Here is a 12,308-nt window from a genome sequence, read left to right as displayed (position 1 = left end):
GCATTGCACGCGCCGGCAGGAACTTACACGAGCTGTGCGCGTACTTCCTTGGTGGCCTTGACCAGGTTGCGCAGCGACTCTTCGGTCTCCACGTAGCCGCGGGTCTTCAGGCCGCAGTCCGGGTTGACCCAGAGCTGGCGCGCCGGCACGTGCTTGACGGCGGTGCCGAGCAGCTCCGAGACTTCGGCCTGGCCGGGGACACGGGGGCTGTGGATGTCATACACGCCGGGGCCAACACCGCGGCCGAAGCCGTGGTTTTCCAAGTCGTTGACAACCTCCATGCGTGAACGGGCGGCCTCGATGGACGTGACGTCCGCGTCCAGTCCGTCAATGGCGTCGATGATGACACCAAATTCGGAGTAGCACAGGTGGGTGTGGATCTGGGTGGCGTCGGCTGCCCCTGCCGTGGAGAGGCGGAAGGAGTTCACTGACCAGTCGAGGTAGGAAGCTTGGTCCGCGCGGCGCAGCGGCAGCAGTTCGCGCAGCGCAGGCTCGTCGACCTGGATCACCTTGATGCCGGCGGCTTCCAGGTCTGCGATCTCGTCGCGCAGGGCCAGGCCCACCTGGTTGGCGGTCTCGCCGAGGGGCTGGTCGTCGCGGACGAAGCTCCAGGCCAGGATCGTGACGGGACCTGTCAGCATGCCCTTCATGGGCTTGTTGGTCAGGGACTGTGCGTATTCGGCCCACTCGACCGTGATGGCCTTTTCGCGGGTCACGTCGCCCCAGAGGATGGACGGGCGGGTGCAGCGGCTGCCATACGACTGGACCCAGCCGTGGACCGTGACGTCGAATCCTTCGAGGTTCTCGGCAAAGTACTGGACCATGTCGTTGCGCTCGGGCTCGCCGTGCACCAGCACGTCGAAGTCGAGTTCTTCCTGCAGGTCCACCACGCGCTTGATCTCTTCCTTCATCAGCGTCGAGTATTCCCCGGCCGTGATGGCACCCTTGTTGGCGCGGGCGCGGGCCGAGCGGATCTCGCTCGTCTGCGGGAAGGAGCCGATCGTGGTGGTCGGCAGCGGCGGCAGGGACAGCGCCTTTTCCTGGGCGGCTTCGCGCACCGAGTACGCGGAGCGGCTGTAGTCGGCCGGGGTCAGTGCGGCCAGGCGGGCCCTGACCTCGGAGCGCTTGACGCCGGCGGCAGCGGCGCGGGAGGCGATGACGGCTGTTGCTTCCGCGACGGCGGCAGCGGACGACGCCGGGTCCACCAGGTGCGCAGCGAGGGTCACCACTTCGGTGACCTTCTGGTCTGCGAACGCCAACCAGCTGCGCAGTTCCGCTGAGAGCTGGGTTTCCTCGGTGACGTCGTGCGGGACGTGCTGGGTGGAGGTGGAGGTGGACACGGCCACGGTCAGCCCGGCTGCCTTGAGAACTTCCAGGCGGTTGACCGACTCGGCCAGGTCGTTGCGCCAGATGTTGTGGCCGTCAACAACGCCTGCAACAACGGTCTTCCCGGCCAGCAGTGCCAACTCTTCGGAGGACGGCACGGCGCCCTTGAACGCGTCGATGTGCAGCGCCTCGATCGGGGCTGCTGCAAGGGTCGGCAGCAGTTCGGCGAGGGCGCCGAAGGGAGTGGAGACGAGGATGGCAGGTCGTCCGGCGGCCGCTGCGAGGACCTCGTAGCTGCGGGCCACGGCGGCCTGGATCTCGGCCACGGGAACATCCTGGTCGGCCACGAGGGCCGGCTCATCCAGCTGGACCCATGAGGCACCGGCGGCACCGAGACGGGTGAGCAGTTCGGCGTAGACGGGCAGGACCTCTTCCAGGCGCGAGAGCGGGGAGAAGCCGGCCGGGGCGTCGTCGGAAGCCTTGCTCAGCAGCAGGAAGGTCACCGGGCCCACCAAGTAGGGGCGGGTTTCGAAGCCGTTGGAGAGGGCGTATTCGAACTGCTCCACGATGCGGTTCGAGGTCAGCGAAAAGTCGGTTTCCGGGCCGATTTCCGGCACCAGGTAGTGGTAGTTGGTGTCGAACCACTTGGTCATTTCCAGCGGCTGCGCCTCCGCGGTGCCGCGGGCCAAGGTGAAGTAGGCGTTGATGTCCAGCTGGCCGTCGGCGTTGCGCAGCTCGCCAAAGCGGGCGGGCACGGCCCCAATGTGGGTGGCCGCGTCGAGGACCTGGTCGTAGTACGAGAACGTGCCGGGGATGGCGGCAGCTTCGGTCAGGCCCAGCTCGGCCAAGCGGCGGGCGGTGCCCAACTGGATGTCCTGGGCAGCGGTTTCCAATGCTGCCGCATCGATCTTGCCGGCCCAGAAGGACTCAATGGCCTTCTTCAATTCGCGGCGACGGCCAATGCGGGGGTAGCCAAGGAGTGAGGCGGCGGGGAAAACAGGTGTGTTTGACATGGCATTTCCTTAGTGATGGTGAAGCAAAGACAATTCAAGATTGTGCGGAAAAATTGCGGGCCGGGCAGTGGTTCAGGCCCTGACGAGGCGCTCCGGTACAGCCCGGGAGGCCAGCTGCGGCCGACCCGGTCTGAGCAATTGCAGCTTGTCCAGGACATCCAGCGCCGCTGCGTGTTCGTTGAAGGTGTACAAGTGGATTCCAGGGGCACCGGCGTCCAGGGCGGCACGGGCCAGGCCCACCGTCGCCTCAACGCCGATGCGGCGGCTGTCCGCAGCGTCCTCGGCCCTGCCCAGGGCATCGAGCAGTTTTGCCGAAGGCTCGACGCCGGTCAGGTCGCCCAGGCGCTGGACACGGCGCAGGCTTGTCAAGGGCATGACCCCGGGAATGATGGGGATGGACACCCCGGCCCGCCGTGCCCGGTTGACCAGGTCCTTGTACTGGTCGGCGTGGAAGAACACCTGGGTGATGGCAAAGTCGGCGCCTGAACGCTGCTTGGCCAGCAACACCTCGATGTCGTGCTCAATGGACGGTGATTCCGGGTGCTGTGCCGGGTAGGCTGCCACACCAATGGCCACCTTGCCGGCGCACAGCAGCGCTGAACGGCGCTGCTCCACGCGACGGACCAGCTCAATCAAGTCCTGGGCATAGGCCAGCGATCCTGCCCGCGGCTCCGCCGGGGCGTCCTTGGGCATGTCTCCGCGCAGTGCCAGGATGCCGCGCACACCATGGTCCAGAAGTTCGGAGATGATCTCGGCCAGTTCGTCGGCCGTGTTGCCCACGCAGGTCAGGTGCGCCAGCGGCAGCAGGGAGGTTTCGGTCAACAGCCGGTTGAGAAGTTCAACTGCCGTGTCCCGGTTGCTTCCGCTGGCCCCGTAGGTGACGGAGACGTAGTCCGGATTGGTCGTTTCAAGTTCGCGGATGGTGTTCCACAGGGAGAGTGCCGCAGCTTCGTTGCGGGGCGGAAAAAGTTCGTAGGAAAGGGCGATCGGCGCGCTGTGTGAAGATGGCGCCGACGCCTGGATGAGGCTCGGAGGAGACATTTGCTTGGGTCCTTGAGGATGGGCCGGCAATTCATGCGCGGGTGTCTAGCTCACCGCAGGCAGGAACTGCCGCATTTTCGTAAAAGGTCGGGCGGATGCACCCCTGCCGACTGTGCACAGCACAGTTGTCGGGAAGCTGCCATCCACCAGCAAATGTCAGGCCCACATGGGGGCACCCACACCTTTGCGTGCAAAGGTCGCTGACACATATTGAGGTACAAACTCAACAACCACTCTAACCGGAAACTTTTGCCAGCACCAAGCCGGAGCCGAATTACGACGCAACTTTACGCAATATTTCGGCATTTGCGTTCGGCGCGGGGCCTAATATGGTCGTCGCCGCCGAATTATTGCCGCACAGTTGTTATTGCCGCACAGCTGCCACGCAGGCCGCCCGGGGCTTTTCCTGTCACCAGGGCTTTTTCTGTCACCAGGGCTTGGGGTAGGGCTGCGAGTCGTCCGCATCCAACTGTTCTTTCAGCTTTTGCCGCTGCCCGCGTTCCTGCTGCGCCTTTTGCCCCGTCTGCTCCAGCTGCTCCATTTTTCCGGCCGGCGGTGGGGGCGTGGGCGTTTCACCGTCGCCGTCCGGGCCTTGCGCTGCGTCGCCCGGACCTGCGGATTGTTTTTCCTCCAGCCGTTCAGCGGCTTCGCGCAGCGCCTTCCCTTCGCCGTCCTGATTGTTGCCGCTGTTCGCCATAAAGCAGTCGCGCGGTGCCTGTGCCACGGTTTCGCTGCCCTCGGCGAACAATTCCATGGCCGACGTCGGGTCCCCTGCCTTCTCCCGTGCCTCACCCAGCTTTTCCAGGCTGAGCACAAGGTTCACCCGAACCTTGCAGGACTCCCCTGCCGGGACAAGCTCCAGGGCCTGGGAAAATTGTTCGCGGGCCTGCTCAAAGTCGCCCTGCAGCACGTGGCCGTCCCCTTGTGCAAAGCGCGGTTTCCACCGTTCCACCAGGTTGGGCAGGCCCATGGCGCGGGCACCGCCGAGGGTCCCTCCGGCGTTGGATGCCCCATAGGAGTCCGCGGCTTGTCCGGCCGAGACCGGCAGCGAGAGCAGCTTCACGCCAAGGAGCACCGCAGCCAACACCACGGGCGCCGAGCGCAGCAGGAGTGTCCTGCGCCGGTGCAACCGCGCCAACCGGTCCACTTCCAGCGCCGGTTGCGGCTGCAGCGGGTGCTGTTGCTGCGACTGCGGCTGCGGCTGCGGTTCAGGTTCAGGTTGAACCGCGCGGCCCGGACCGGTGTTTTCCGTGTTCCATCTCCCGCTCATGGAGCATCCTTCCTTCCACTGGGACGTCGAGCACCCGGAAGCCTGCCGCCGGAAGGTTTGTCGCCGGGAAGCCTGCGCAGGGCGATGCCCAGCCGCACGACTTCCCACGCGGCCACGCCAAAGCCGGCCAAGGCAAAGAGCCAATACAGTTCCCAGCGCCCGGCACCCTGCTGCTCGTTGTTCCCTGGCGCAGCCGACCCCTTGGGCGCCGAGGCCGCGAGGGCCGCGGAAATATCCGCCGGGCTCCCCCTGTGGACATACGGCACCTCTAGCTGCCCGGCAACCGATCCCAAGGCCTTTTCATCGATGCGTGAGGTGGCCGGGGCATAGTTGGCGGTCTTGTCCAAGATATAAGGTCCTGGATGCTCTGCGCTGAAGGAATGGTCCCGCATGTGTCCGCCGGCTGCCGTGCCGTAGCCCAGCACCGCACCGCCGTCGATTAATTCGGTGCCTTCGGCGAAGGGTTCGGGGGCCGCAGCCGCCGTTTGTTCACCGTCGCCCAAGTAAAACACCAGCCTGGGCCGGTCGGGGTGGCTTTGCTGCGCTGCAGCCAGCCGCTCCCCCAGAACCGGCCCGGCCGCCGTGATGCTGCTGCCCTTGGACGTGTAGGCGGTGCCCGGGGCCAGCACTTGGGTCAGCGTGCGCAGCGCCGTCGCATCCGTTGTCAGCGGCAGCAGCACCTTCGCGGTGCTGTCGAAGCTGATCAACGAAAACCGGGCCCCCGGCAGCTCGGCAGCCAGCGCGTTGATGTCCGCCTGCATCCCCGCCAACCTCGGGGACGCGCCGTCATAGTCCTCGGCCGCAGAGCTTGGCGAGACATCAACCACAAAGAACACATTGAGATCGCTACTGGCCACGGGTGCACTGGCACCGGCCAGGCCGGGCCGGGCAGCCGCCAGGACCACCAGGACCACAAGCGCCGCCAGACGCCATCGCGCGGCCCTTGTGTTCTGCGAGCCGGCGTGCCATCCGGCGGTGCCGCGGTTCTTCAGCAGCGTCCAGCCGGTGGCCGCCAGCAGCAGTGCGGCTACTGGCCAAAAGAACCAAGGTGAAACAATGGGCAGGAAGCTCATGGCCGCCCCCTCCGTGCCGCCGCAGCCACCAGAGCCAGGCCCAGCAGCGCAAGACCGGCTACACCCAGGGCAGCGCCCGGGTGGTCGACGACGGTTTTTTGCGGGGCTCCCAACAACAGCGAAGCCTCGGTGGCCTGCACCTTCTCCACAATGGAGGGAACGGCCTCCTCCGACTCCAGCGCGTAGTAGGCCCCGCCGGTGGCCACCGCCGTCTTCTGCAGCCCTGCGGCAGCGTCGCCAAAGAGCGGAACCGCGCCGGAACCGCTGGGGCCGTAGCCTCCGGAGTCCGAAGCGATGGAGCCTAGGCTGCCTGAGCCCGGGTCCGATCCACTGGAGCCGGATTCGTTGGCGCCGGAACCGGTGGGGCCGTAGTCGTTGGGGTTGAATGCGTAGACGCGGGCCTTGGCGGTTTTTGCCAGTCCGGTGGCCTGCTCCAGCGTGAACAAGGGCCGTCCTGCCAGCATGTTGTCGGTGGCGAAGATGATTGAACGCGACCGCTCCGTTTCCCCTGCAGCCTTCCCTGCTGCAGGGAATCCATTGACGCAGTTGGCCAGACCGTCGCCGATGAGCGAGGAACCGGCCGCTTCGTAGGTCCCGGCGAGATAGTCGAAGGTGCCGGCATCGGAGCTGAGCGCCTGTGTGGCTGTGGCCAGTTCCGCTTCCACAAATTCGTAGTCGTCAGTGAGCGGAAAAACCATGACGGCGCTGGAGTCAAAGATGGTCATCCCGATCCGTTCGCCCTTGAAATTGCCCACGAGTTGGGAAAACACGCCCACAATCGCTTCGTCGGTCTCCAGCATGGACCCCGACACGTCAAGGCACAGCATGATGTCCCTGTTGAGCTGTTCGGGGATGCTGCTGCTTTCACTGACGGGCCGGGCCGCGGCGACAAGCAACGACACCGCCAGCACGGCGAACGCCGCCAAGGTGCAAGCAAGCCGTTTGCGGTGGGCGGCCACAGCCTGCCGGTAGGCAGGCAGCTCCGTCAGCCGCTCGGCGTGCGCCACCGGGGAATGCTCCTGGACGGCGTCCCGGCGCCGCCACAACCATGCTCCCGCGGCGGCCAGCACAGCCAGTCCCAGGGGCAGCAGCCACCAATACTTCAGCGCCATTGACCCACCACCTCCCGAGCCTGCTGTGCCGAAGCTGCCACCGTGGGCGAGCCGGTACCGGCGGAGAATTCCGCCGGGTACCAACGTTCCACGGCGTCCGCCACCAGCGGGAGCTGGCGTTCACGCAGTTGGGCAAGGGTCATGCGTTGGGCGCGCGTCCCCGTCATCTCGTGCACAAAAGTGCGCACGGCGAGGCTGAGCTCAAGGTGCGCCGCCCGCCCGTCCAGCCGGCCGCCGTCGTGCCTGTGCTCAATCTCGGCAATCAGCGCCCAGTACCTTTGCCGGACGGAATCACAATTGCGCGGTGCCGTGAACTCCGGCACGGCAGCGTCGGCTCCGGCGCGGGTGGCAATCCACACCCACGCGCACCAGCCCAGGCACAGCAGCAGCAGGGCAGCCCCGGCCAGCGGCCACCACGGCGAATATCCAATGGGGGCATAGAAATCAGCGGCCTGAAACTCGGCGGCATGAAACTCTGCGGCATAAAACTCAGGGACATAAAATTCAGCGGCCACGGCGGTGCCTTTCCAGCAGGGCAAAGATCCGCGCCACGGCCTCGCTGGAGGAGGCGATGGATGCCGTGGCAATGCCATGGGCGGCCAGCAGCTCCGAGAGGCCCCTGGCGCGTTCGGCCATGGCCTCGGCATAACTGCGGGCCAGCCCGGGATCTTGGGCCAGAAACAGCAGGACCGGTTCCATCCCGGCCACGTCAAGGCCCGTCCCTTGGACTGCGTCCGGCCCCGCCAGGTCGGCGTCGGCAATGTCCACCCATAGAATCTCGTGCTGTGCCCGCAGGCGACGCAACACCTTTGCCAGGCGCTGATCCGCCGCCACCCCGTCGGCGATGATAACCAGCAGCATGCGCTGCCGGTAATGGGCGGCCACATATTCCAGCTGGGCGGCGAGGTCGCTGGGTCCGTGGTCAAGGCCCGCTGCGTCCATGCGGCGCAACAGCATTTCCACGTGGTGTTCGGTACCTCCGGCAGGCAGCGCGTCCGTCCCGTCCCCGTCCCCGTGGACCAGCGAGACCGAGTCGCCGTGGCCCACTGCCAGCACGCCCAGGACTCCCATGGCCATGACGGCCAGATCCTTTTTCAGCTCCCCGCCTTGGGCCAGCGCCGCCATGTTCCGGCCGGTGTCGGCCACGAAGAGCAACTGCTGGCGGCGGGTGGCAACATAGCGTTTGACAAGTGGCTTGCCCGTTCGCGCCGTGGCCTTCCAGTCGATGTCGCGCACCTCGTCCCCCGGGACGTAATCGCGCAGATCCTCAAAGTCCAGGCCCCGGCCACGAAAGATCGAAGCGTATTCGCCCTCGAGCAGGCCCCTGGCCTTGCGGTGGGCGAAGATGTGCATCTTTTTCTGCACCGCCGTCAACAAACTTGCCACGGGGTCCTAGGGTGTCTGCACGGAGTCAACAATGGCGGCAATGATTTTTTCCACCCGGATGTCTTCGGCCACGGCTTCAAAGCCCAGGATGATCCTGTGCCGCAGCACCCGCTCGGCAAGGGCCTTGACGTCCTCGGGGATGACATGGTCGCGGCCCTGCAGCAGCGCCAAGGCGCGTGCCGCCTGGGTGAAGGCAATGCTGGCCCGGGGGCTGGCGCCGAATGCAATGAGGCCGCCCAGGGCAGGGTCAATGTAGGCTCCGGCGTGCCGGGTCACGTACACAAGGCCCACAATGTAGTTCACCAGGGAGGGGTCCAGATACACCTTCTTCGCGGTAGCCTGCAGTGTGCGCACCTGCTCCAGCGTGGCCACGGCCGACGGCGTTGCTTCGGGCAGGTACACGCCGGCATCCATGCGCCGAATCACCTCGGCTTCCTCCGCCGGGCTGGGGTAGTCAAGGACGTCCTTGAGCATGAACCTGTCCATCTGCGCCTCGGGCAGTTGATAGGTGCCCACTTGGTCGATGGGGTTTTGCGTCGCCATGACCAGGAACGGCGAGGGCAGCGGATGCACCTGCCCGCCAATAGTGGTTTGGCGTTCCTGCATGGCCTCCAGCATGGCCGACTGTGTTTTGGCGCTCGAGCGGTTGATCTCGTCCAGGAGCACGATATTGGCATGAACGGGGCCGAGCTGGGTAACGAAGCTGCCTTGGGAGGCGTCGTAAATTTGGGTGCCCACAATGTCGCTGGGCAACAGGTCCGGAGTGCACTGGATGCGGTGGAAGCGGGCATCGATGGAATCGGCCAAAGTTTGGGCAGCCGTGGTCTTGGCCAGCCCGGGCACCGATTCCAAAAGCACGTGCCCGCCCGTCATCAAGGCGATCAGCAGCGTCTCGCGCAACCGCCCCTGCCCCACCACCTTGTATTCAAAGCTGTGGGCGATGCGCTCTGAAAGCTGCTGGGCATGGGCCAGCTCCGCACGGTCGAGGGTGGGGTGGATGCTGGTGGACAACACGGTTTTGGGCCTTTCTCCGGGCACAGTTATTGACTAAATCCTAGGGCCAAGCCCATCCAATCCCGGCCGAAGCCGCAATGGGCAGAACTTCCCATGCACACCTGTCGGTGCCACCGCGAACCCGTCGGAGGAGCCGCACACCTGTTGGTGGCGCCGTGTGAAGGCTACAGTGTGGAACATGAACCAGTTGCCAGCCGCCTATACAGAGTATCTCGCAGGCAGGGACGATGACTTCGTCGCCACCGTCCTGCCGGTCCTGAAGCAGTCCGTCGCCGACAAAAAGCACGGCGTCCATGTCGTCATCAATTCCCACACAGTCCAGGCACGCACGGATCCCGACGTTCCCTTCGGCGAGGTCCGCGAAGGCGCGGTCGACTGAGCAAGCCGCCCTGCCGGACCGGAACTCACGGAACTAGGGTGTGGCGTCCAACAGCAGGTGGGTGGCCTTGGGGCTGAACGTCTTTTCCATGACAAGGCAGGCAGCACCGAACGCTTCCTCCCCCGAACTGACAATGGTGCCCACAACATCCACCGTGTGGACGCTGGTGGTGACACTGAGTTCCGCCAACACGGGCGGGACCTGGGCCAGGTGGCTCGCGGCCAGTGCCGGCCAGAACGGTCCGCCAAAGACAACCTTTTCAACATCCAGCAGATTGGTCAGCACCGAGACGGCAACTGCCATCCTGCGAGCCGACTGCGCCAACACCTCGGCGGCGGCAAGATTTCCGTCCGCTGCAGCTTGGGCCAGCGCCGCCATGTCTTCCACGAGCAGTTGGGGCGACAGCGGGTCCGCAGGAGGCAGGGCCCCTGCCTCCCGGGCCCGGGCCACAATGGTTTCAGGCATGCAGGTGACTTTGACACAGCCCCGGCGTCCGCAGTCGCAGGCGGGCCCGTCCGAATCGGCAATAATGTGCCCGATCTCCCCGACGTTCCCTGATGAACCGCGCACCACCTCGTCGTTGAGCACCAGGCCGGCTCCTATTCCAGTGCCGACGTAGACGAACACAAAATCGGCTGCGTTGTGAGCCCCGCCGGCCCACAGCTCCGCGACGGCAGCTGCTGTCACATCCTTCTCGACGACCACCGGCAGGCCAGTGCTTTCTTCCAGGATGTCCCGCAGCGGAACCCTCGTCCAGCCTGTCATGTGCGGCGGATCGAGAACGGTGCCGCTGGCAACATCCACGGGCCCGGGGGTGGCCACGCCAACGCCGGCAATTCTTTGCTCGTCCACGCCTGATTCGGCAATGAGTTGGCGCACCATGGCACCCATGGCGGCAACGGCGTCGGCCGGGGTGCTGGCCAGGTCCGTTGGTTCCTGTCTCGACGCCACCACGTTGCCCACGGCGTCAAGGAGTGCGTAACTTGTCAGCGCCGGGTCCAGGTGCAGTCCCACGGCGTACATGCCGCGAGGGTCCAGCTGCAAAATGGTGCGGGGTTTGCCCGGACCGGAGGTTTCCTTGCCTGCCTCGACAATCAACCCGGAGTCAAGGAGTCTGCGGCAAATATTGGAGACGGTCTGGGCGGCCAGTCCGGCCGAGGATGCCAGCTCGACACGGCTGAGACCCTCGTCGGAGCGGCGGATGGAATCCAAAATGACAGCCTGGTTGAAATTGCCCATCTTGGGAAGATTTGTGCCGCGGCGGCGCAGCGGCACAGCAAGTTCAAGACCAGTCAACTATTTCTCCCTGCGGATGGTTGGCACACGAGGGCTCCCGTATCCCCCGATGCCCAGCTGCCAGATTACCCTCCGCAGCTCCAGTGTGCGCGAACGCCACGGGAAACTCCTCGATCCGGGGTTAACCCGATCCGGAGTTGAGCAGCGCCGGGGTCCGCCGCGGGGTGGCCGGTCTTGGTGGAGACTGTCACCGTGAACTTGCTGTTGCGTCCCGCCACGCGGGTGGGCCCCACGGTTTTGGCCAAAGCGGGCTTGTAGTCAAGGTGGCGGTTGTACACGCACCAAAGCTCTCCGCCCGGAGCCAGCACCCGGGCTGCCGCGGCAAAAAGCTTCAGGGCGATGCCCGCATGGACGCTCGCTCCAACGTGGAAGGGCGGGTTGAGCACAATCAGCCCGGCCGACTCCGCCGGGAAGCCGGACAGGGCGTCGTCGCGGACTGCCTCGATGCGCCCCTGCAGCCCGTTGGCTGCGGCGGTGGCGCCGGTGGAGGCCACTGCGGCAGCCGACTGGTCGGTGGCGACGACGTGCAACCCTGGCCGGGACGTGGCCAACGCCGCTGCGATGGTGCCGTTGCCGGCGCCGAGGTCAATGGCGGTGTCGGTGTCGTGGCGCATCTCCGGGATGAACTCCAGCAGGAACCTGGTGCCCACGTCAATCTTTGTGCCACCGAAAGTGGCCCCGTGCGCGCACAGCCACAGGTCAAGCTCTTCGTGGAACTCGCGCCTCGGAAAGCTCGACGCCGCACCCTCCTTGAGCGGGCCTCGCACGGCCAGCGGACGGGACTTTCGCCACGCCCTCCCGGCGGTGACGGAGGAAAAGTGACGGGACAGGACCGCGTTCATGGCCACTGTCATGTGTTTGACGCGACCCCCGGCGAAGATCCGCACTTCCGGGTCGGCGTGGGTGCAGATCAGCTCGGCCACTTCGGCCACTTCCTCCAAGCTGCGCGGCAGCTGCCACAGCACCACCTTGGCACCGGCGAAAAGGCCGCCGTCGAGCAGTCCCGAGGTGTAGGCCGCTGCCAAGTCGGCTCGGGCGGCATTGGCGGCAAGCGCCCGTTCCCCGGACAGCCCGTCCTGGTGGACGCGCAGTCCGCGCAGCCCGTGGAGGGTGGCGGCGGCCAGGGTCAAGGCTCCGTAGCGATCCCCCACCACAACCACGGTGCCGTTGCCTGCGCTGGCCAGGGCCTCGTCTGCTTCGTGCAGGATCATCTCGTCGGTGGCGTCGTGGGCGAAGAGGTTCGCAGCCTCAATGTCAGGAAACCGGCGCAGTTGCACAAAATCGAATTCGAGGCCGGCAGTGCTCTTGTTTTCCTCCACCGGGCAACTCTACAGGGCGAATTTCCACCCCTCCGCCCCACCCATGGTGACAAGGAACACCTGGTCGTATACTGGTGGC

The 12,308-nt window shown here is 65.7% G+C and carries 11 protein-coding genes; 1 reads left to right on the top strand and 10 read right to left on the bottom strand.

What is annotated here, in order from left to right:
• Positions 1-23: 23 nt before the first annotated feature.
• From metE to QMG25_RS11935, 8 genes are all read right to left on the bottom strand, one after another.
• The gene (metE, locus tag QMG25_RS11970; protein ID WP_283460463.1) at positions 24-2,339 is read right to left on the bottom strand and encodes a 5-methyltetrahydropteroyltriglutamate--homocysteine S-methyltransferase; all 2,316 of its coding nucleotides are present in this window, start codon (positions 2,337-2,339) and stop codon (positions 24-26) included.
• Positions 2,340-2,411: 72 nt separating this feature from the next.
• On the bottom strand, positions 2,412-3,380 hold the full coding sequence (locus QMG25_RS11965; protein WP_283460462.1) for a methylenetetrahydrofolate reductase: 969 nt from the start codon (positions 3,378-3,380) through the stop codon (positions 2,412-2,414).
• 427 nt (positions 3,381-3,807) lie between these two features.
• Complete coding sequence (locus QMG25_RS11960; protein WP_283460461.1) at positions 3,808-4,650, bottom strand: hypothetical protein; 843 nt, start codon at positions 4,648-4,650, stop codon at positions 3,808-3,810.
• On the bottom strand, positions 4,647-5,723 hold the full coding sequence (locus QMG25_RS11955; RefSeq protein ID WP_283460460.1) for a vWA domain-containing protein: 1,077 nt from the start codon (positions 5,721-5,723) through the stop codon (positions 4,647-4,649). The genes QMG25_RS11960 and QMG25_RS11955 overlap by 4 nt, the downstream gene beginning before the upstream one ends.
• The gene (locus QMG25_RS11950; RefSeq protein WP_283460459.1) at positions 5,720-6,835 is read right to left on the bottom strand and encodes a VWA domain-containing protein; all 1,116 of its coding nucleotides are present in this window, start codon (positions 6,833-6,835) and stop codon (positions 5,720-5,722) included. Before QMG25_RS11950 ends, QMG25_RS11955 begins: the two co-directional genes overlap by 4 nt.
• Positions 6,826-7,350: a hypothetical protein gene (locus QMG25_RS11945; RefSeq protein ID WP_283460458.1), complete on the bottom strand. Its 525-nt coding sequence runs from the start codon at positions 7,348-7,350 to the stop codon at positions 6,826-6,828. The genes QMG25_RS11950 and QMG25_RS11945 overlap by 10 nt, the downstream gene beginning before the upstream one ends.
• On the bottom strand, positions 7,340-8,221 hold the full coding sequence (locus QMG25_RS11940) for a DUF58 domain-containing protein (RefSeq protein WP_283460457.1): 882 nt from the start codon (positions 8,219-8,221) through the stop codon (positions 7,340-7,342). The genes QMG25_RS11945 and QMG25_RS11940 overlap by 11 nt, the downstream gene beginning before the upstream one ends.
• Positions 8,222-8,227: 6 nt before the next feature.
• Positions 8,228-9,235 (bottom strand): AAA family ATPase, encoded by a 1,008-nt coding sequence (locus QMG25_RS11935; protein ID WP_283460510.1) that lies wholly within the window; start codon positions 9,233-9,235, stop codon positions 8,228-8,230.
• A 178-nt stretch (positions 9,236-9,413) separates the two neighbouring features.
• Here QMG25_RS11935 and QMG25_RS11930 point away from each other — a divergent pair, with 178 nt between their 5' ends.
• A complete protein-coding gene (locus tag QMG25_RS11930; RefSeq protein WP_283460456.1) occupies positions 9,414-9,614 on the top strand; it encodes a hypothetical protein in 201 nt (66 codons plus the stop codon).
• A 33-nt stretch (positions 9,615-9,647) separates the two neighbouring features.
• Here QMG25_RS11930 and QMG25_RS11925 read toward each other — a convergent pair whose 3' ends face one another.
• Both QMG25_RS11925 and QMG25_RS11920 read right to left on the bottom strand, forming a co-directional pair.
• Complete coding sequence (locus QMG25_RS11925) at positions 9,648-10,853, bottom strand: ROK family transcriptional regulator (protein WP_283460508.1); 1,206 nt, start codon at positions 10,851-10,853, stop codon at positions 9,648-9,650.
• 122 nt (positions 10,854-10,975) lie between these two features.
• The gene (locus tag QMG25_RS11920) at positions 10,976-12,229 is read right to left on the bottom strand and encodes a class I SAM-dependent methyltransferase (RefSeq protein ID WP_283460455.1); all 1,254 of its coding nucleotides are present in this window, start codon (positions 12,227-12,229) and stop codon (positions 10,976-10,978) included.
• Positions 12,230-12,308: the final 79 nt, after the last annotated feature.

The sequence above is a fragment of the Arthrobacter sp. H35-D1 genome (assembly GCF_030063185.1).
Taxonomy (GTDB): domain Bacteria; phylum Actinomycetota; class Actinomycetes; order Actinomycetales; family Micrococcaceae; genus Specibacter.
Note: the sequence above shows the minus strand (reverse complement) of the source record. Positions and strands in the feature narration are given on the sequence as shown.

What these genes read in the sequence shown, in the direction of transcription:
- metE (WP_283460463.1), bottom strand. Translation starts at nt 2,339, where the DNA reads ATGTCAAACACACCTGTTTTCCCCGCCGCCTCACTCCTTGGCTACCCC.
- QMG25_RS11965 (WP_283460462.1), bottom strand. Translation starts at nt 3,380, where the DNA reads ATGTCTCCTCCGAGCCTCATCCAGGCGTCGGCGCCATCTTCACACAGC.
- QMG25_RS11960 (WP_283460461.1), bottom strand. Translation starts at nt 4,650, where the DNA reads ATGAGCGGGAGATGGAACACGGAAAACACCGGTCCGGGCCGCGCGGTT.
- QMG25_RS11955 (WP_283460460.1), bottom strand. Translation starts at nt 5,723, where the DNA reads ATGAGCTTCCTGCCCATTGTTTCACCTTGGTTCTTTTGGCCAGTAGCC.
- QMG25_RS11950 (WP_283460459.1), bottom strand. Translation starts at nt 6,835, where the DNA reads ATGGCGCTGAAGTATTGGTGGCTGCTGCCCCTGGGACTGGCTGTGCTG.
- QMG25_RS11930 (WP_283460456.1), top strand. Translation starts at nt 9,414, where the DNA reads ATGAACCAGTTGCCAGCCGCCTATACAGAGTATCTCGCAGGCAGGGAC.
- QMG25_RS11925 (WP_283460508.1), bottom strand. Translation starts at nt 10,853, where the DNA reads ATGGGCAATTTCAACCAGGCTGTCATTTTGGATTCCATCCGCCGCTCC.